Source organism: Colwellia sp. 20A7 (assembly GCF_009832865.1).
Taxonomy (GTDB): Bacteria; Pseudomonadota; Gammaproteobacteria; order Enterobacterales; family Alteromonadaceae; genus Colwellia.
On record NZ_CP047130.1, the window covers coordinates 857,605 to 877,648 of the forward strand.

Genomic DNA, 20,044 nt, shown 5'->3' on the forward strand with positions numbered 1-20,044 from the left:
TTGCCTAATTTAAGCGACGTTACTCGCCAAGCTCTTGACCTGCACGGTTAAGCATAAACTGCGTTAACATGCTAACAGGACGACCTGTAGAGCCCTTATCTTTACCACCACTGCGCCATGCAGTACCGGCAATATCTAAATGAGCCCAGTTATATTTTTTAGTAAAGCGCGCTAAGAAACAAGCGGCAGTAATTGTACCTGCTTCTTTACCACCAATATTCGCCATATCAGCAAATGGGCTTTCAAGTTGTTCTTGGTAATCATCCCATAAAGGTAAGCGCCATGCTCTATCGCCACTTTGCTCTGATGCATTTAATAGCTCATGAGCAAGTGGGTTATGAGAACTTAGTAAACCTGTAGCATGTTTACCTAAGGCAACAACACAAGCACCTGTTAATGTCGCAACATCAATTACTGCTTCAGGATCAAATCGTTCAACATAGGTTAATGCATCACATAATACTAAACGGCCTTCGGCATCAGTGTTTAACACTTCAACTGTTTGTCCTGACATTGTCGTAAGGATATCACCAGGGCGATAAGCATTACTGCTTGGCATGTTTTCACAGCCAGCTAAAATGCCGATAACATTAATTGGTAAATTTAATTCAGCTAGTGCATGCATAGCGCCTAATACACCGGCAGCACCGCCCATGTCATATTTCATTTCGTCCATGCCAGCGCCAGGTTTTAATGAGATACCACCACTGTCAAAAGTAAGACCTTTACCAACTAATACTAGTGGTTTAGAGTCATCATCAATACCTTTGTAAGTCATAATGCTCATTAAAGACTCATTTACTGAACCTCGGCCTACAGCTAAGTATGAACCCATACCAAGCTCTTCCATTTCTTGTTCACCAATAATAGTTGTTGATACTCTATCGTAATCATTGGCTAAAATTTTGGCTTGCTCTGCTAAATATGCAGGGTTACAAATATTTGGTGGCATATTCGCAACATTTTTACAGGTTGTAATACCTTCAGCAATGGCTAATGCATGGCTGATAGCGCGCTCACCAATTGGTAGTTCGCGACGAGTAGGTACGTTAAAAACTACTTTACGTAACGGTCGACGAGGCTCTTCTTTATGAGTTTTTAAACTATTGAAACTGTATAAACCATCTTGGGTTGCTTCTACCGCTTGACGTATTTTCCAATAAGTATCACGGCCTTTAACATGAAGTTCAGATAAGAAACATACCGCTTCCATTGAACCAGTTTCATTTAATGTATTAATAGTTTTTTTGATTATTTGGCGATATTGACGTTCATCTAATTCACGTTCTTTACCACAACCAACTAATAAAACACGTTCACTAAGAATATTAGGTACATGATGTAACAATAACATCTGTCCAGACTTGCCTTCTAAATCACCTTTACGCAAAAGATTGCTTATATAGCCTTCGCTTATTTCATCAAGTTGTTCTGCTGTTGAACTAAGACGACGAGGTTCAAATACACCAACAACAATACAGGCACTACGTTGCTTTTCTGGGCTACCGCTTTTTATACCGAACTCCATGAAGTTCTCCTTTTACGTTTAATGAGGGTATCTCTTGCTAAAACTAGTAAAAAATTGCACTCTTAACTATTCAAGTGATAGCGCTAAGGGCTATAATTATAGCTACATATATCAATTAATCTTATATGTCGACTATATAGTTTAGTTATGAAAACGGCAAGTTTACTAGAAAAACTTGTCGATTGTCAGAAAAAACACAGTTTTAATGGGATCTTTTTGTGATCATTTTTCGTTATTTATTAAAAGAAGTGGCAAAAACGCAGCTAGCAGTATTTTTTGTGTTGATGACCATTTTTATCAGTCAAAAATTTGTTCGAGTCCTGGGTGACGCCTCAGAAGGTAGCATTCCAGGACAAATGGTGATGATATTCATTGCACTTAAAATTCCAGACTTGGCGGGCATGATGCTGCCTTTAAGTTTATTTTTAGGTATTTTATTGGCGTATGGCCGTATTTATGCGGATAACGAAATGACGGTGCTGCATTCTTGCGGGGTAAGTGAGTGGTATGTTGTACGAGTGACGTTAGTACTTGCTTTTATTACAGCCATTTTTACCGGTATTTTTACGTTGTATTTAGCGCCGATGGCATCAGAGTATCAATATCAAGTAACCGACGAGCTAGCAGCTGATTCAGGCTTGAGTTCTTTAATTGCCGGGCGTTTTCAAAAAACAGGCAATGAAAAAGCGGTTGTTTTTATCCATGGTAAGAATCGAAATGACAACAGTTTTGATAAAGTGTTTGTAGCTCAATTGCCTAACTTAAATCATCCAGAAGAGAGTATTATTAACTCTAGTTTGGTTTATGCAAAAAAAGGGCAAGTATTTGAGGAAGATTCAGGGTCTCAACGCTTAGTGTTAACCGAAGGTATGCGTTATCACAAAGATGCAACTAATGGAGTCTTTCAAGCGGTTACGTTTGATAAATACTATATACAAATTCAAGATCAAGAAGTAGAGCAAAAACATCGTAAACTAAGTGCTTTACCTACACAGCAATTATTTAATTCAACCGATGTTAAGACCGCAGCTGAGTATAGCGCGACCATACAATGGCGTATTGCTTTCCCGCTTGCTTGTATTATTCTAACCTTTATTGCTGTACCACTGAGCGTTGTTAATCCTCGGCAAGGTAAATTTGCCAAAATGTTGCCAGCATTGATGCTCTTTTTAGGGTACTTTTTATTACTAACGGCAATGAAATCAGGGGTGGAACGACAAGCGTTACCTTCAGCTGTTGGTCTTTGGCCCATTCATATTAGCGCTTTATTTTTAGGTATTATTCTTTTAATGAAAGAGCGCAGTAGCGGTAGAAAAATTAAAGCAAAACTCCCTAGTTTTAAGCGTAATACTAATAAAGTTCGAGGCCAAATCTAATGAAAATATTAGATGTTTATATTGGGCGTATTGTCGCATCTACTACTTTTTTAACATTGGCCGTTTTTGTTAGTGTTAGCGGTATTATTAAATTTGTTGAACAAATGCGTGCTGTTGGCCGAGGTAATTATGATTTATCTCACGCTGCACTGTATGTGCTTTATTCTGTACCTCGTGATATAGAAGTTTTCTTTCCTATGTCAGCGTTAATTGGCGGTTTAATTGGCATTGGCATGTTAGCGAGTAATAGTGAATTAGTGGTCATGCAAGCCGCTGGTTTGTCACGCTTAGATATTATTAAATCGGTAATGAAAACGGCTATTTTACTTATTTTTGTTTCGATGGCTGTAGGAGAGTGGTTAGCACCGGAAGGTGAAGCAACAGCGAGAGAAATTCGAGCTCAGGCAATATCAGGCGGCAGTTTAATATCTGCCAAAAATGGTGTGTGGGCCAAAGATGGTGATTACTTTGTTAATATTGGCGAAGTTTTAGAACAAGGTCAGTTAAAGAAAGTACAAATATATCGTTTTAATGACGATCTTAAATTAGATAGCTGGTTAAGTGCAGAATCTGCTGTGTATAAGAACGAAGCGTGGCTGTTATCAAACGTAGTAAATACTCAGTTAAGTGAACAAAAAATTACCAGTAGCACAACAGATAAAGAAGTCTGGGAGTCTTCATTAACACCTAAGAAATTAGGTGTAGTAACGGTAACGCCTGAATCATTGTCGATACGTGGCTTAGTGGATTATTTAGATTACTTAGAAGCGAATGAACAAGATCCTAGCCGATATCAATTAGCTTTTTGGCGAAAATTGGTTCAACCTGCAACGGTTGCTGTAATGTTATTAGTTGCCTTGTCATTTATTTTCGGACCACTACGCTCTGTTTCCATGGGCGCACGTATTATGATGGGCGTAATTACCGGTATTATCTTCTTTGTTTCTAATGAAGTATTAGGCTCATTAAGCTTGGTATACCAATTCCCACCATTAATAGGCGCTATTTCGCCAAGTATAATATTCGTTGTATTAGCTTGGTATTTTATGAATAAAAAGCCAACATAATTAAAGTTATGTATTACAAGTACCTTGTTGAGCAGAATCTAAAAATATCGAACTAAGATTGATTCTGCTTTATCGTTATAACAACTTGTGAGCCTCTATAGTCTACCTTTGTTTGCTTCTAATGATAAAACTACAACTTCTGTGTTAGTGATTCTATCTTGTAAACTTAGCTTGTTTTTACGATCAAATATTACGGTTAAATTTCCTAAGCCAAGCAGAGTAGGGAGTAAACGTTTTATTCCAGTCATTTTAGTAATACGTGTACCGTCTTGATTTTGTACACGTAAACGCCATGCTTTCATACCTAAGGTTTGTCCTGTTCTTGACCAAAAGAACACGAAGAAAAAGCTTACCCAGGCAATATTCCAACCATAAATAAATACGCTAAAAAGCAAAGAAGAGCGTTGCAAGTCTATTGGGTGGTCAAAGCCTTGCATATTTATAAGGCCGTATCTAATACATAAGTTGAAAATAAAAAAGGATATTGCACCGGCAAGCATATATACGGCAATAGCAATAAGTACGTCATAAATCCAAGAGCCAAAACGGCGACGGAATCCAGCGCGAGGAAATTCATTTAAATCAGTTGAAGTCATACAAAGTGCTCAAATACGAGTGATAGATAAACAAAGGCCGTAGTCTATCAAAGACACAGCAATAGTTTAAGTAAGTAGTGTTCCATCGAAGAAATTAAGCTAGGGGAGTGTTTAAATAAAACATTCCCCTAGCCAAGCTTATGATTCGGCTTTAACTTTATAAAATGTAGAATAAAGTACAGGTACAACCGCAAGTGTTAATATGGTGCCGATGCCTAAACCAAAGGCAATAACATTAGCCATACCATAGAATAATGGATCTTTACTGATAATTAATGGCAGTAGACCCATAACAGTAGTAATTGTTGTCATTGCAATAGGGCGTAATCGAGTTAAGCAGGCATCAACCAAAGCTTGGTATTGTGTTTTACCACTTTGAACTTCGATGTTAATGCGATCAATTAGTACAATCGCATTATTAATAATAATCCCTGCCAAGCTATATAAACCTAAGGTAACCATAAAACCAAAAGGCGCTTGCATCACTAATAAACCAATAACAGCACCAATAAAAGACAAAGGCATAGTTAACGTTATTATCGCTGCTTTTCTAAAGGAGTTAAATTGAGCAACAAGTAGTATTAATATAAAACCAATCACCATAGGCATACTAGCACTTAATGCTTTTTGGGCGGCTTTAGACTCTTTAATTGCACCGCCATAGAATATCTCGTGATTAACGGGTAAGTCAGCTGCTAATGCCTGAATTTTATCGTCAATCACCTTTTGTAGATCTTCAGCAGCCATATCGGTATTACGTGCTTCAATGCTAATAGTCCTGAACATATCTTCATGGTGTATCACTGAAAATTGATTCACAGGTACAAATGTTGCCACTTGAAATAGTGGGATTGCTTTTCCTGTTTTTTCAGAGTAAACATTAAGTGTACGTAACTTGTCTAAGTTATTACGTTCACTTTCTTGCGCGCGTAAAATGATAGGGATAATCTCATCACCTTCTCTATATTCTGTTATTTGCGCACCAGAAAAATACGTTTGTAAGGCATCGGCAATTTCAGATGATGTTAAACTTGCTCTTTTTGCTCTGTGTTGATCTATTTTTACATCTATTTTAACAATCAAGTTTTCCCAATCATTACGTATATTAATGGTGTTAGGAACTTGATGGAGTAGCTCCATAATTTGCTGGGCTTTTTGATAAATAACGTCTTTATCAGGACCTTTAACTTGAATTTTTATAGTTTTTGCATCAGACGGTCCTAAAAACATTTTTTTGACACGAGCTGAAATGTTAGGAAATTCGGCTTCAAGCTGTGTGCCTAATTCTGATACTCTTTTGGCAACGTTTGTACCTTCAACCACATTAAGTACAATAAAACCTTTGTTATGAGCTGGATCTTCTGGGTTAAGTGATAAAACAAACCGAGGACCATTGAAGCCTACATAGCCTGAATAGTTTTCAATAAAATCAAATTTCTCTTTATTATCTAACCAGGTGAATATTGATTTCATTTGACGGTTAGTTTCACGTGAAGAAGTACCGTTAGGTAAATCAATGTACATTAATATTTGTGTACGGTCAGATTCAGGAAAGAATTGTTTGGCAACAAACTTCATTGATCCAACAGAGCCAACAAATAAAATTAATATGATACTAATAAAGAGTAATCTATTTCTTAATACCCAGTGTAAAAAGCGCTCATAGGTAGAAGATAGTTTACCTTTTGCAGTGCTCTTGTCTTCCTCGGCTGTAGAGGGTTTTATAAAGTAGTAACAAAGAATAGGCGTTACACACAAAGCCAAGATCCAACTGGTCATTAGCGTGATTAAAATTACCAGTGAGATTGAACGGGTAAATTCACCAGCCACATGTTCAGCTAACATCAGTGGCAAGAAAAATAAAATCGTTGTGATAGAAGAGCTTAATAACGGAATTGCAAGTTCCTTACAACCTTGTAACATGGCATCGAAACGACTAATACCATCTTCAATTCTACGTTTAAAATCTTCAGCAATAACAATACCGTTATCAACTAATAAACCTAATGATATAATTAAAGTAGCTAAACTCATACGTTCTAGTTTCATATCAAAAAATAGCATTATGGATAAGGTTGTTAACATAACAAACGGAACAATTGCTCCGACAATTAAGCCGGTTCTTAATCCTAAAAATAACACTACGACTACTAATACAATGGCGAGTGTTTGTAGAACATTAATAGAGACACCTTGAACAGTTTTGTCTACTTGATCAGCTTGGTAGGTGGCAATATCTAGTTGGTAGCCAATAGGCAAACTTGTAATTATTTTATCAATGTTAGTTTTTATACGTGGTGCATATTCTAAGATGTTGTATTGAGGCAGCATAGAAATAGCAAAGTAAATAGCGGGTTTACCATTGTAATAAGCCAGTTTGTCCGGTGGATCGATATAGTCTCGTTTAATACTCACTATATCTTTTAATGCGATAAAGTCTTCAGTATTAGGTATGTTTATATAAGTATTAGCAATATCAGGAACGCTACCAAAATTTCCTGATGGCTCTATAATGAAACTCTTTTTACCTGTATCGACTTCACCACCAGAGCGGATAATATTTTGTTTTTGTAATTCATTGATGAGCGATTGAGGAGAAATACCGAGTTGAGATAGCCTTGCATTTGATGCTTCCAGAAAAATACGCTCTTCTAAATGGCCTAATATTTCAATTTTCTTTGTACCTTCAACGCTATATAAGGTATCTCGTATATGTTGTGCAATATCATACATCGCACTCATATCAAAACCATCAGCAGTTAAAGCCAGTGTTACCACTGATACATCACCAAATTCTGTATTTACATAAGGGGTGCTAGTGCCTGAGGGCATCTTGGTATGAGCAGTTGCTGCTTTATTACGAACATCCTGCCAAATATCATCAAGATTAAAATAGCGGTCATGAATTTTGACATGTATTGTTGAGTTTCCTGTGGTTGAAAGCGATCTTATTTCTTTCACCTCAGGTACTTTTCTAATTTCTTCTTCGAGTTTCTTTGTTATTAATTGCTCGACACGCTCAGGTGCCATACCAGGAAAAGAAGTTGAAATAACGGATTCTCTTATTGTTATTGTCGGGTCTTCTTGTGCCGGTAGAGTAAAGTAGGCAAATACACCATTGATTAATAATAATGTAAGAATGAAAAATACAGTTTTACGATACTTAAAAGCTATATGAGTGATATTCATTATGTTGGTTCTTAATTAAAGCGCTGTGTAGTGTTATCTAGAAGTGTTACCTTTTGGCCGTCTCGTAAGAATGCGACACCAGCAATAGCTATGATTTCACCACTTTTTAAACCTGAAGAAATAAAGGCGGTGTTGTTACGTATATTTTCAGTTTTAACTTCGCTTTGTTTAACCGATTGTGTCGCTGGATCGTAGATAAATACATAACTTTTTTGATTCAAACCTGCTCGTATTGCACTAAATGGCACGCTGATAGCAACTCCTTGGTAACCTTTATCTCCTTCATCCTCAAAAGTAAAATCTACTTCAGCAGTCATTCCCGCTCTTAATGATGGGCTTTCATCTTGTAATACCACGGTTATAGGAAAAGCATTCGCAGCTTCTGCTCTAGTTCCTATCTCTGTAACCCGACCTAACATTTTAGTTTGAGGTAATACTGGAAATCGCACTGGTATCATACTGTTGTGCTGTAATTCTCGTATCAGAGTCTCAGGTACCATTACATGTACTTCTAAACCATGCTTTCCTTCAATTTCAAAAGCGGGTTGCCCTGAGCCAATCTGTTGTGATGGTTCAATCAAGCGTTTAGTAATTATGCCGTTATAGGGAGAAAGTAATGTTCCATCTTGTAGGTTTTTTTGAGCTATATCTAGTTGTGCTTGAGCAACACCTACCGCGCTTTCGCTCGATTCATAATTAGCTTTTGCGTTATCAAATCCAGATTGAGATACCAAACCGTTTTTAATTAACTGGCTGTAGCGAGTAAAACTGTTTTTAGCTTCAACTTGATCAGAGTTTGCTTTATCCAGTTGTGCTTTAGCCGATTTTACAGAGAGTGTAAGGCTGCGGTGATTTAGTTGTGCCAACACCTGACCTTTTCTAACGGTATCGCCAAGCTTTACTTCAACGCTTTCCACCTTTCCCATTACTTCAAAGCTTAAGCTTGTTGACTCAACGGGAGCGACAATGCCAGACAAAGTACGTAACTGTTGCAAAGTCGATTCGCTAACCTTTTCCCAAGCAATTGGTCTAATAGCTTTTTCAGTTATGATTTTTTCCTCACTACAACTAAATAATAATGTAGTTAAAAGGAGCGTTAATAATAGTCTCATAATGATTCCAATAATGAAATTTACTCATTTTTTATAAGGTAATAAATGTTAAAAGTAAATTGATACTGTTAAATTGTCTATATCTTGGTACTATGCAGTACCAATGTCAAACGATAGTTAAACAAGAGTTAAACAAGAGTTAAATAAGATTTAAATATGGCCTATAACGAAGAATTAATTTTAAATGGCTTAAGCTCACGTGGAGAGTTAATACTTGAAGCCGCAAAAAATTTATTTCTTAAACATGGTTATGCTCAAACATCCCTTGAAATGATTATTGCCGAGGCAGGGGGATCGCGTCGATCCATATATAATGAGTTTGGTAATAAACAGGGTCTGCTGACATCGGTAATACAGCAGCAAGTTCTTATTCATACTGCCAGTGTTGCATCTATTAAATTGATTCAATTAGCACCTAGAGATGCACTTAGGGAAATGTGCTTTCGCTTTGTTAAAGGAATTGTTTCAGATACTATTGTTTCACTTTATCGTTTAGTGCTTCAAGTCGTTCCTAAATTACCTGAAATAGGAGTACTGGTTTATGAAAAAGGTCCGCTTAAAGGAATGAAGCCACTAACTAATTATTTAGTACAGTTGGATAGAGAAAATGTCATATCAATAGATGACCCGTTATTCGCTACACAAATCCTTATGGAAATGGTGAAGGGCCGATTACATTTTAAAGCTTTGTTATTGCCTAATAAGGAGATAACCGACGAAAACATTCAACAACAAGTTGATAAAGCCGTTGATCTATTCCTTAAAGCCTATCATCCTGATTCATAATCGAATAAATAAACAGCAAATAGCCACTGAGTTAAGAAAAACTATTGCACACACAAGGATATCTCGTATAATGCCTCCTCTTCAAGTTATCGAAGAATATGTAGTAATAGAGTAGTTCGTTAGTTAGACACTAGTTTATAAAGAAATCAGTTTTTAAAATAAAAATGACTTCTTTGCAAATTGCAAAACGGGCGTAAAGCCTTTGCCAGCGTGATGAAATTGGTATACATGGGGGATTCAAAATTTAACGTGTCTACATATAAGTATATGAATTTGTTGTTTAAATTGACGTACTCCTGTTTGCAAAGTTTTGCAAAGTTTTGCAAAGAATAGATGTTAATTTAGTAAGTAAGTTAAGCGAAAATAGTTTACAAAGAAGTACGTTTTTAAAGTGAAAAAAATACTTCTTTGCAAATTGCAAAACGGGCGTAAAGCCTTTGCCAGCGTGATGAAATTGGTATACATGGGGGATTCAAAATCCCCTGTCGCAAGACGTGTCGGTTCGAGTCCGACCGCTGGTACCACTATTATAAAGCCCTGATTCGAAAGAGTCGGGGCTTTTTTATGTCTAAAATAATGTTTAAGAGGTTTCTACATGGCAGCGACAGCGCATGCACTGCATATATTAGTTAAGCACAAAGAAATTGCAGAAGATATTATTAAGCAGTTAGGTAAAGGTGCTAAGTTTCAAACGTTAGCTAAAAAACATTCATCATGTCCATCAGGTAAAAAAGGTGGGGATCTAGGTGAGTTCAGACGAGGGCAGATGGTACCGCAGTTTGATAAGATAGCTTTTAGTGGTGCAATATTAGAGCCTCACCTAGTTAAAACTAAATTTGGCTGGCATGTAATTAAAGTGCTTTACCGTACATAACTTACAACGAGTTTTTTTGCTGCATGTTCTTTCAAGAACGATGTCGCAATATATGTCGGTTGAACTCCCCCTTGCATTACCATTTATAGAAGATCCTGATTTGAAAGATTCAGGGCATTTTTGTATCTGAAATTTGTGATGATACTAATTACTTGATAAGTTATGGATGAGAATCAACTGAGTATGTCCAAGGAAGCGGCTTGAAAAGAAGACACATAGGAATATTAACCATTCTGGCGTTTGTTGCTAGCTTCCTAATTGCAAGCTACTTTGACGACAATGATATTCATCTAGATTCACAATTTAACAAAACCATCCTGTGGATTGAGTCATTATTTGGCGAAAAGGCTATATTAAATGATCAAACAAATAATATTCCCCAAACTATTCCCAACACTGAAACGAGAAAACAATACCAACATGTAGACGTTGGAAGTGCTGGTGTTTGCAAAGATACTTCAATCGGTGAGGTGAAATATAAAGAATTTGGAGGTGTGTATACGTGGGTTGATGAAAGGGGCATTACAAACTTCAGCAGCACACCACCAGAAAATTTGGATTTCCAATTATTGAATTATGCTGGTGATAAGGTGTTTGATTATTTCAACCTAGACTTAAATACTGAAAGGCTACCTTATGATTTTAACCAGAAATTATCATTGAAGTTGAACAAGCTATTTGAATTATACGGGCAACTTCTCGATCGGTCATCACTAAGAAAAGTAGATATTAACCTTCATGTATACTCATCTAAATTGGCTTTTGACCAAATAAAGAAAAAACATAATATGCCTGTTGGAGATAATACCGCTGGTTTTTATAGCCATGCTAGTAATCAAGCTCACCTTTTACTTACTAAACACGATGCAACCATGCGAACGGCAACTCATGAAGCGGCTCATGCCATTAACCGAGGAATCATTGGCTACAGTCCTAAATGGTTAAATGAAGGCTTAGCTGAATACAGCGAATATATTGAGGTTACAAAGTTGACTGGTAGGGTATATCCCAATAGAAATTGGACTAAAAATGGATTTTTGTCTGAACAACTATTGCCCTTATCGGTACTTCTACCTTCTACAAATAAAGATTGGGATTCTAAATTAAGAAGTAGGCTATATGCGACTAGTTGGGCATTTGTCTATTTTATGATGGATACTCAATACAGAAAGGATAAGCTGGCGAAGATTATTAAGTTAGAACAACAAGATTTGTGTAGAGTTATTGAAGTTAAAGAGGTTGTAAGAATTATAGGCTTACCTTTAAGTGAATTACAAAAACAATTTAACCGTTGGGCTAAGCGAAGATTAAAGACACAAAGTATTTAATATAACTGACGCCAGCATAGCATTTAAACTTTTACCTAGCATGATGTTGGCATAAGGCTTGGCAACTGTAGCCGTGATAACTTGCCAAGCTTTAATATATAAGGCCATTCCAAATGGCGATAGATTAACTATCAGGTGTAAATGTTATAGTGAATATCTCTGCTACCATGGCGTAATAAACAAAGTTACTCTCCCATATTTGAAACATCTCAATAGCCTGTTCAATAGGGTATGTGCCAAAAAGGTTTTGAAATACCCCTGAATCAAAATCAAAATCCGCGTCTTTTGCAAGCTCCGCACAGAAACCAGAGCCAACATAACAAAAATCAGTGATATAGCAAAACCGCCAACCATCACCCTCGTTTTCTAGTCGTATCTCCACAGGATGATAACCTCCATCATCGCTACTGTAACTAGGGTCACGAAAGTTGATAGTAACGCCATTTTCACATTCATAAGGCGTTAACAGGCTGGCGATATAAAGTGTGAATACAGGGCTTAATGGCAGGGCTAATCCTTCGTGTTTAATTCGAATGGTCATAATATTTCCTTTGGTTTAATAAATAATGCCCCTTTGCTTGGCTAGCCTAGGCTTAAGGTCGAAGCCTAAGGTCAAAGCCTAAGGCTTAGCTTTAAAAAGCAGGGGGCATGTAGGTTTGGTGAGTTACTTTTTACTTAGGGGAAGTTGGCTGGCGCTTTCTGTTAGGAGTTTATCTAACTCGCCAGCAACCACGGCTTCAATAACCGTTGCAATGATGGTGGTTAAATTCTCTACCTCTCCCACCTCTATGGCGTGATTCCCCTTACTAAGCTCCAAAGGCTTGTTGGCAAAGCGCACTTCCAGATAATACTGACCACCACGCTTATAGAACCATTTGGCTACATTTTTAGGTATTTTCACCTTCTCTTGTACGCCTGTTTCAGCATTCTTCTGCCATTTCTCACGGTAACAGGTATATATCTCTCCTTTTATATGGCTCTGTGCCATGGCTAATTGTTGGTCTAATTTGGCGAGTAACTTCTCACGTCGCTTTAATTCAGGGTTATCTGAGGTTTTCTCAGGGCGAGTTGATAGCTTGAGTGAACTCAATAGTTTTGACATGGTATGTACCTTTTGTTGTGGTTGAACGGGTTGGTTTAGTTGATAAAGCCGATGGCCTTAGGTTGTTGTTTTCGATTGTTTTCTTGGGTCAGTATTGCCAGACATTGGGTATGCGATGCCTTGGTGTTTGAGATTTTCAGCCTACGGACGATAATAGCGAAATCGCCTGGGGTTAACGATTTAAGTGTCAGTAATTTATCGCGTATATTCTTTGAAAAATCAGACTTGCCTAGGAGGCGATTGTAGAGCATTAAAACCTGTGGTGATGTCAGATACTCAAAGTGAAGTTTAAAATCAAAACGGCGCATAACAGCACTGTCTAATCGAGTAGAAAAGTTTGTCGCAGCAAAAAAAGGCTGATTAAAACACTCGATTTGTGTCAGTAATTCGTTTACTTGCTGCACTTCAAAGCTTTGTGTCATGCCGCCACGGTCTTGTAATAAACTGTCTATTTCATCAAAGAAGAGAATAGCCCCGCGTTCATCGGCTTCTTTAAAGAGCCTTGCGATATTCTTTTCACTGCCACCGACGTATTTATCCAACACATCAGAGCACCTAACGGTCATAAGCTCTTTATTGGCTTGCTTTGCAAGGTGGTTAACAACCGCTGTTTTTCCTGTGCCTGAAGGTCCTGTCAATAAGGTTCGAATATCGCCATTGGTATTGACTGCTCGCCTAATTTTCTCAATCGCACTATTGCCGCCTTTAATGTTCAGAAGCTCGGTTGAAAAGTCTAATTGAGGTTTATATTGTGCTTTATGCTCCTCAATACCACAGGCCAACAAGGTTTCATCAATCATGTCCACCATCGTAGCCTCGGCTTGTTTACCTACATAGCCAAGGGTCTGACAGATAAAGGTGGCAGTAGAGACGTGGGCTGGCGTTATTTGTGACTTAGCCGCTAACATGACTTTAAAGGTAGGTGATAACCTAAGGCCCTTGGTTGTCTTATTAATAACACTCTCCATGACACGATTATCAGGTACGTGAATATGCTTAACAAAACTAAAGCGCCTAATACAGCTCGGTGGTAGCGCATCCACATGGTTCGTTATCCAAATGGTTGGTACGGCATTGGTTTCTAAAATGTCATGCAAGACTTCTTTGCCTAGGCGTCTGTTTGAGTTGCCTCGTGTGAAAAGCCCCTCACAGAAGATATCTTCTGCCTCATCCACCACCAATACCGTTTTTTCATCATGGCTAACCACGTTTTGTATTAGGCGGTGGTGCTGTAACCTTAGGCTTGCACTGCCTGTGGTGCTCTCATAATCAGGTGTGTGTTGGTTGATGTTGCTGCCTAAAGGTTTAATGGCGATTAATGCCGCATCCATGGTGTCGGCAAACAACCTACTTAATTCACTCTTTCCTGTTCCTGCTTCCCCATAGAGTAAAATGTTGACGCCAACCAAGGAATGATTCACTGCCACGGTTAAGAACTCGACCAAGGCATCCATGTCCAAGTGAAATATATCTTTAAAGGTTAACTGGCTCCTAGGTTGTAGTTGAATTAGTGGCGCAATTAAGGTGGTGTAACTATCAGTCTTCTCGCCGATGAGTCCATTAATAATACCTCTTGGCAAGCCCACCAAATCAATGAGGTGTAGGCAACGTTCAGGAAATAGCCCTGTTCCTGATAGTGCTAAACTAATGTTAATAACCTCAACTTCATCGAGTCCAATCATTGATGCAAAAAGGGCATTGATGTACATATCGGTTGGTAGCACCTGTTGGACAAACTCACTCAGACCGCTATTTGTATCCATTACCACCATTAATTGAATAACCTTCCATGCATCGTTGGGCAGTGATAAACCATTGGCGAGAGTTTGGCTGTTATGTGAGAGGGCATCGTTATTGTTTTCAACACGCCTGTCACGGAAATGCTTTGTTAATTGCTCGACCTCTTTTAAAGGTTCATTGGTTAATTTTAGGTGAGAGCCACAGATTGATTTAACCATATGGCCTTTGATATTGAGCAAGTCGCTGGCGTCTATATAACCTGAGGTTAGGGCTAAATAGGCGAATTCTGTTGCCAGAGGTTGGAACATGTTGGCTGGTAACAGCTCAGCATAAAGTCTAGCCATAGCAACCTCCATTATTAGTGAAGGTGCATATAGCTGTGTGTAACGGTTGATACATAGTTAATACCTTTGGTTGCTCTGTTAAGCCTATGGTATCAGGATGCTTACTGTGCTTTTAGGGGATGTTTGGGTCGGTGTTAGGCGAGGCTTATTCAGTCGATATTAGTATTTTTGTGGTGTTCATAATTGATAATTATCTTTGCCACTACACTTGCACAGAAAAAGAATAGGCAGTAGGTATATGAAGCACTTTAGAAATACTTCTGACCAAACTAAAATCAGGTGCATGTGCACCTTTTTCATCTTGGTTTATTCGGGCATTATCTAAGCCTTCATCAATTTCAGCAGCTATTCCTAACTTTTCTTAGTTGAGCTTGGTCGCTTTGCTTGCATAAGTCTTTGAGGAAACAGGATTTATTTTAGTTGTCATATACGTTTAAACGTCAATCAAATACATCAGAAGACCTAAGGTATTTGATTGACATATTAAGGGGCATTCAGAATAACATATTTATATGCCCTTATAAGTTAGGCTTTTGAGCATCTATCTAGGTCATGCGCATACTGAGGAAATCTTCGGTTAAGCTCAGCACTGCTTCCAAGTCTCTAGGCTTTAATTTACGAAGAAGTGTTTCAACCTTCATTACTTCCTTGCTTTTATATTTATGAATAGAGTGTTGATATGCAGTAAGTAAATTTATATCACTTTTATGGTTAAGGTAATCTAGATTAGTTAACTCTTCTTTCTCTTTTTGTTCAATAGCCATATCAGATAATTCCATATTTTCTGAAGTAACATCATCTTCAGATAATTCCATATTTTCTGAAGTAATATCATCTTCAAGTCGTTCATTAATCTGAGAGATTTCGCGTTTTGGCAATAAATATCCCAATTTTTCATATTGCATTATATAAAATAATACTGTTTTTTCTGTAATAGGCTCTCCTGTTTCATTGATAAGAAATTGCCAGAATTCTCTTAAGCCTTCATCACCCATTATTCTGCCTAGATTTCCTAGTCTCTCAAAAGCAGCATCAGCAATATCGTTATGTTCACGAAATCCAATTTTTAGAGTCTGTCTAACACACATTACTCCGTATATACGGTAAACAGTTGATCGTGATATATCTAAATACTTTTTAATAAAACTGTTGAGCGTTTTGCAGTTGTACGGTTCCATCTTGTATGTCTTGTAAAAGCAAATATAGAAAATATACATTTTAAGTCTAGCGTGGCTAATGTTGGCTTTTTTTGTGAAGTCCTCTGCTTCTTCTTTACTGGGTTTATAGTTCTTATCACCTAACACATATTTTGATTTTTCCTTTTTAGTCTTAGATATGACCTTGCGTTTTTTTTTTTGTTTTTTTACTAGGTTTGAGTTCTTTTTTTTGATCATGGTTGGTTTCTTAAGTGGCTTAATGAAGGTTTGTATTATAGATGAGGCTATTGTAATAAATAGGGGGCAAATGACCCGTTGATATGGTCAAATGAACCCTAATTTAAAAGGGGTCATTTGACCTCTTTGATCTTGTTTTAATGATCTTTGAACACTGGTAGTATTGGGTTGCATATATTTTTATTGGATTTACCATGACTGAAGCAAAGAAAGAGGATAGCCTTAAAAATAAAAAGGTTAAAAAGAAAGCGAAGTACGGAAACAGTAAGAGAGCAACGTTTGCGTACAGTAGACGTAAGTCAAAATATATTGCTAAAGCGATAAAGTTTCTTGTTCGTGCTAGAAGCTGTGGTGTTGAGTATGTTGATAAAGAAGAAAACCCCAAACTAAGAAGGAAAGCTAAACTTTCACCTCAGGAATTTGAAATAGCTATGTACCTACTACATATATTTCTTGCAAAGGCGCAACCTTTTCATACGGGGCTTGTATATAACAAAATGCTTTCGTTTAGTCACAAGTTTGCTACCTATTCAAATTATCTAAATAAAGACGAGCTAGGGCATTCATCAGTACCAGAAGATAAAGTTATGAAGAATGCCTTAAATAAACTCAGAGATATAGGGTTAATTTCTTTTAAAAAAGAACTTTCTAAGGCTAAGAATAAGGAAGGCATTTTAGTGACATATATTAAATTTAAGAACCCTCCCAAAAATGTCTCAGATTGAGACATTTCTAATCCTACTAATAACGTTAGATCTTGTTGAAGTGTCTATTCTTACTAGACTTGTAACATCGTCGACTAAACGTTAATTCCTAGATAGTGTGTTCTAATGCATATGGAGATACATCGTTAATGCCAAACCATCAATCTAAGCAAATCCGTGACCCTAAAAGACAAGCTTGGAGTAACAAATTTAAGCTTGAAAACAATAGCCTTGTTAATAAGAAATTGAACCGTAAACTCATTACTCTTTTAGATACTGAGTTTTTAAAGTACGGCACCTCAGCTAACAAGTTCATTAAGACTTTAAAGTCAAAAGAACTGTGTCGCTATCAAAGCCGACTATTGAACAAATATTTGTCTAACCCTCAAGAACACTTAACGCTGGATTGTGATCGGTTAACGCTTTCGATGGAAATAGGGGATAGTGATCTGGATAAACTGTTGAACAAAGATAAGTTTTTAACACCTTACCCAATAAAGGCTAGTACCGTTTTAGAAATAGAAACGTGTGGTGTTGGTAAACTTAATAATGGTGCCGGTAATGATGTGAGGCCGCTTTATACCCATGGCTACAAAGTGACTTTGTATAACGATAGCCGTAGGTTTGTGCACATTGCTATTTCAGATGGTTCAAAGGGCGAGCGACCTCGTAAAACGCTACGAGTTGATTTTGTGCCACAAAGGTTCACAGATATCGAAATAACGTTAGTACTAAGTAAGCTAAGGTCAACCTTAACAAACAGGCGTTGGGAGCAGTTACTCAAAAATGCTAGGGTTACAAGAGTTGACATAGGCATTAATTTGATGGGGATTATGTCTACCTTTCTGTATCCCATTAAGCCCATGGCTTCGCAGAATAGATGTTTACCTAACTTCCCTAAAAAATCAATAGTCGAAACGACCTACATTCAAAGTGATCGAGATTCACTTCACTATATTATTTATGAGAAGCTACTTAAAGAACTCAATTCTGAGCGGAATAGCGGTTATTTAACAACAGCTGAGGATAGGCGCGATGTACTGAATAAGCTTGCTATCACGACAAGGCTGGAGCGTCGCTTCATTTTAAATAAAAGAAATGGTGGCTTGCCAAAAGTTAAGTTTAAAGATCTAGCAGATAAGTTAGATAACAGGTTGTTTGATTTACAATTTGTTGATCCGCTGCATCTCTCTGCCTTAAATAAAAAGGACCTAAGAAAATTACTGCGAAATAAAGTGCCGTCAAAGGTACAAGAAATTGTTGGCAAAGATATAAATGTTTGTAAGTTTAACGAAGTGTGGGGTGCTGAAGCTCAACATAAACTTGTCCAGCACTATGTAAATTTGATTCTCAAACCTGAATTGGTAACCGTTAAGCAAATTGCCGTTTTAACACAGGAGTTCGATTTGGTGAAATCTAAAAACAAAAAAGTAAAAGTTAAAGCTAAAAAGGTTATTAAACCTGTAAATAGCCGTATTATCACCGATAGTAATTTGGAAGCCATAATACAGACCAAAGAAAAGAGTGTATTAATAAATGCGGGGGCTGGTAGTGGTAAAACGACGACAATGATAAAACGGATTGAGCACCTATTAAATAATACTCAAGCTAATAATGCCATCTCGTTTATTTCGTTCACAGGTAAATCAGCACGTGATGCTAACCATAAGTTGTCTGAATTAGGTATTAAGTCTGTTAAAGCCGATACATTTCATTCTTGGGCGTTAAAGATAATTAAGTCGAATCCTCACTATAAATTTTACAATTCCACAAAGAGAGAACCTTCACCATTAAAACAAGCTATCGAGCTAGTAACTAAATGTACTGCCGAGAAGTCTAAAGCTATTCAAGCTATTCTTGACTATCGCGTCAATCGAATGGTTAATTTGAAGGAGGCATACAATCTGACTGGTCCACACAAAAAATTGTCTTATAAGCAGGTAAAGTCAATTCATGAAAGCTATAAGGAACTCAAAAATGAAGCGGGATACCTAGATTATAACGACATGCTAGAGCGGTTGTTTAGACTGTTAAAAGAAACACCTAGTTTCGCTAAAGAAGTCGCCCAAACTTATCTACATATACTGTTAGATGAGGCTCAAGATTCAAATAAGTTACAATGGTCTATATTGAAAATGTTATCAAAGTCTGGGGCTAATGTATTTTGTGTAGGTGATGCAGCTCAAAGCATTTATGAGTTTAGGGGGGCATGCCCTGAAATGTTAAATACTTTCAGGAAACGATTTGGTTCATCACCTAAATTCTTAACAAGCCACTTTCGCTCTACACCAGAGATACTTAACTTAACCAATTATGTTCGTCGACAAATAAACCCAGAATTCCCAGATCTTGTTACAAAAAACAGTAGCGGGATTTTACCTAGGTACATGGAAGCTGAAGGTCTTGATGAACTTGCGATGAAAGTCGCCAAGTTACTCTACAAGTTAATTGTAGATGGCTATGAATTGGACGGCATAGGTATATTGTTTAGGGAGCGGATTGATAAAAATAGAGATAATTCTAATGCAGTACGGTTTGATGGATTGAAGTTGGCTTTTGAGGCTTTGGTACAAAATTCACCAATTGAAAATTATAAGTATAGAGAAGCGGATTTTGATAAGTGTTTAACAACCATGCATAAAGCAAAAGGTATGGAATGGCCAATCTGTATTGTTATTGATCCAAGATTTAAACAAACGTACGAAGAATCTTATGCATCCCACCTGACACTAGCGTATGTTGCGTTATCAAGGGGAGAGAAAGAGCTCTATGTCATAAAGCCTTTAAATTCCAATAGTAAGTTTAAGGATAAAGTTAGTGCTGAAAATATTTATGATAAATTAACAGAGAAAACGGATTTTATTGAACACTTGTCACTATAAGCATATTGTTTGCTCGTGGTTT

15 protein-coding genes and 1 tRNA gene are annotated in these 20,044 nt (G+C 37.3%); 8 read left to right on the forward strand and 8 right to left on the reverse strand.

Translation table 11 applies throughout. The features are described 5' to 3' along the window. Nucleotides 1–19 precede the first annotated feature (19 nt). Nucleotides 20–1,528 (reverse strand): leucyl aminopeptidase, encoded by a 1,509-nt coding sequence (pepA, locus tag GQS55_RS03745; RefSeq protein ID WP_159818099.1) that lies wholly within the window; start codon nt 1,526–1,528, stop codon nt 20–22. 218 nt (nt 1,529–1,746) lie between these two features. Here pepA and lptF point away from each other — a divergent pair, with 218 nt between their 5' ends. Both lptF and lptG read left to right on the forward strand, forming a co-directional pair. After that, on the forward strand, nt 1,747–2,904 hold the full coding sequence (lptF, locus tag GQS55_RS03750; protein WP_159818101.1) for an LPS export ABC transporter permease LptF: 1,158 nt from the start codon (nt 1,747–1,749) through the stop codon (nt 2,902–2,904). Then, on the forward strand, nt 2,904–3,971 hold the full coding sequence (lptG, locus tag GQS55_RS03755) for an LPS export ABC transporter permease LptG (protein WP_159818103.1): 1,068 nt from the start codon (nt 2,904–2,906) through the stop codon (nt 3,969–3,971). Before lptF ends, lptG begins: the two co-directional genes overlap by 1 nt. A gap of 95 nt (nt 3,972–4,066) precedes the next feature. Here lptG and GQS55_RS03760 read toward each other — a convergent pair whose 3' ends face one another. The 3 genes from GQS55_RS03760 to GQS55_RS03770 form a co-directional block, all read right to left on the reverse strand. Further along, the gene (locus GQS55_RS03760; protein WP_159818105.1) at nt 4,067–4,567 is read right to left on the reverse strand and encodes an RDD family protein; all 501 of its coding nucleotides are present in this window, start codon (nt 4,565–4,567) and stop codon (nt 4,067–4,069) included. A gap of 138 nt (nt 4,568–4,705) precedes the next feature. Then, nucleotides 4,706–7,756, reverse strand: coding sequence for an efflux RND transporter permease subunit (locus GQS55_RS03765; RefSeq protein WP_159818107.1), 3,051 nt, complete (start codon nt 7,754–7,756; stop codon nt 4,706–4,708). A gap of 11 nt (nt 7,757–7,767) precedes the next feature. Then, nucleotides 7,768–8,868 carry an efflux RND transporter periplasmic adaptor subunit gene (locus GQS55_RS03770; RefSeq protein WP_159818109.1) on the reverse strand — a complete coding sequence of 367 codons (1,101 nt, stop codon included), beginning with the start codon at nt 8,866–8,868 and terminating at the stop codon, nt 7,768–7,770. Between the two features lie 156 nt (nt 8,869–9,024). Here GQS55_RS03770 and GQS55_RS03775 point away from each other — a divergent pair, with 156 nt between their 5' ends. The 4 genes from GQS55_RS03775 to GQS55_RS03790 all read left to right on the forward strand — a co-directional run bounded on the left by GQS55_RS03775 (nt 9,025) and on the right by GQS55_RS03790 (nt 11,856). Continuing rightward, entirely contained in the window at nt 9,025–9,654 is a 630-nt protein-coding gene (locus GQS55_RS03775) for a TetR/AcrR family transcriptional regulator (protein ID WP_159818111.1), read from the forward strand. 439 nt (nt 9,655–10,093) lie between these two features. After that, nucleotides 10,094–10,178, forward strand: a tRNA-Leu gene (locus GQS55_RS03780). 71 nt (nt 10,179–10,249) lie between these two features. After that, nucleotides 10,250–10,528 carry a peptidylprolyl isomerase PpiC gene (gene ppiC, locus GQS55_RS03785; RefSeq protein ID WP_159818113.1) on the forward strand — a complete coding sequence of 93 codons (279 nt, stop codon included), beginning with the start codon at nt 10,250–10,252 and terminating at the stop codon, nt 10,526–10,528. Between the two features lie 200 nt (nt 10,529–10,728). Then, complete coding sequence (locus GQS55_RS03790; protein ID WP_159818115.1) at nt 10,729–11,856, forward strand: hypothetical protein; 1,128 nt, start codon at nt 10,729–10,731, stop codon at nt 11,854–11,856. Between the two features lie 124 nt (nt 11,857–11,980). Here the strand turns inward: GQS55_RS03790 and GQS55_RS03795 are convergent, their stop codons facing one another. The 4 genes from GQS55_RS03795 to GQS55_RS03810 form a co-directional block, all read right to left on the reverse strand. Then, complete coding sequence (locus tag GQS55_RS03795) at nt 11,981–12,397, reverse strand: DUF2787 family protein (RefSeq protein ID WP_159818117.1); 417 nt, start codon at nt 12,395–12,397, stop codon at nt 11,981–11,983. 123 nt (nt 12,398–12,520) lie between these two features. After that, nucleotides 12,521–12,958, reverse strand: coding sequence for a DUF6641 family protein (locus GQS55_RS03800; RefSeq protein ID WP_159818119.1), 438 nt, complete (start codon nt 12,956–12,958; stop codon nt 12,521–12,523). A gap of 35 nt (nt 12,959–12,993) precedes the next feature. After that, the gene (locus GQS55_RS03805) at nt 12,994–15,042 is read right to left on the reverse strand and encodes an AAA family ATPase (protein WP_236559752.1); all 2,049 of its coding nucleotides are present in this window, start codon (nt 15,040–15,042) and stop codon (nt 12,994–12,996) included. A 545-nt stretch (nt 15,043–15,587) separates the two neighbouring features. Continuing rightward, on the reverse strand, nt 15,588–16,436 hold the full coding sequence (locus GQS55_RS03810; protein ID WP_159818121.1) for a hypothetical protein: 849 nt from the start codon (nt 16,434–16,436) through the stop codon (nt 15,588–15,590). 194 nt (nt 16,437–16,630) lie between these two features. Here GQS55_RS03810 and GQS55_RS03815 point away from each other — a divergent pair, with 194 nt between their 5' ends. Both GQS55_RS03815 and GQS55_RS03820 read left to right on the forward strand, forming a co-directional pair. Next, entirely contained in the window at nt 16,631–17,161 is a 531-nt protein-coding gene (locus GQS55_RS03815; RefSeq protein WP_159818123.1) for a hypothetical protein, read from the forward strand. Nucleotides 17,162–17,289: 128 nt separating this feature from the next. Beyond that, nucleotides 17,290–20,022, forward strand: a complete 2,733-nt coding sequence (locus GQS55_RS03820; RefSeq protein ID WP_159818125.1) for a UvrD-helicase domain-containing protein — start codon at nt 17,290–17,292, stop codon at nt 20,020–20,022. Nucleotides 20,023–20,044: the final 22 nt, after the last annotated feature.

Coding starts and splice junctions, on each gene's coding strand:
- pepA (WP_159818099.1), bottom strand. CDS start 1,528: ATGGAGTTCGGTATAAAAAGCGGTAGCCCAGAAAAGCAACGTAGTGCC.
- lptG (WP_159818103.1), top strand. CDS start 2,904: ATGAAAATATTAGATGTTTATATTGGGCGTATTGTCGCATCTACTACT.
- GQS55_RS03760 (WP_159818105.1), bottom strand. CDS start 4,567: ATGACTTCAACTGATTTAAATGAATTTCCTCGCGCTGGATTCCGTCGC.
- GQS55_RS03765 (WP_159818107.1), bottom strand. CDS start 7,756: ATGAATATCACTCATATAGCTTTTAAGTATCGTAAAACTGTATTTTTC.
- GQS55_RS03770 (WP_159818109.1), bottom strand. CDS start 8,868: ATGAGACTATTATTAACGCTCCTTTTAACTACATTATTATTTAGTTGT.
- GQS55_RS03775 (WP_159818111.1), top strand. CDS start 9,025: ATGGCCTATAACGAAGAATTAATTTTAAATGGCTTAAGCTCACGTGGA.
- ppiC (WP_159818113.1), top strand. CDS start 10,250: ATGGCAGCGACAGCGCATGCACTGCATATATTAGTTAAGCACAAAGAA.
- GQS55_RS03795 (WP_159818117.1), bottom strand. CDS start 12,397: ATGACCATTCGAATTAAACACGAAGGATTAGCCCTGCCATTAAGCCCT.
- GQS55_RS03800 (WP_159818119.1), bottom strand. CDS start 12,958: ATGTCAAAACTATTGAGTTCACTCAAGCTATCAACTCGCCCTGAGAAA.
- GQS55_RS03805 (WP_236559752.1), bottom strand. CDS start 15,042: ATGGCTAGACTTTATGCTGAGCTGTTACCAGCCAACATGTTCCAACCT.
- GQS55_RS03810 (WP_159818121.1), bottom strand. CDS start 16,436: ATGATCAAAAAAAAGAACTCAAACCTAGTAAAAAAACAAAAAAAAAAA.
- GQS55_RS03815 (WP_159818123.1), top strand. CDS start 16,631: ATGACTGAAGCAAAGAAAGAGGATAGCCTTAAAAATAAAAAGGTTAAA.
- GQS55_RS03820 (WP_159818125.1), top strand. CDS start 17,290: ATGCCAAACCATCAATCTAAGCAAATCCGTGACCCTAAAAGACAAGCT.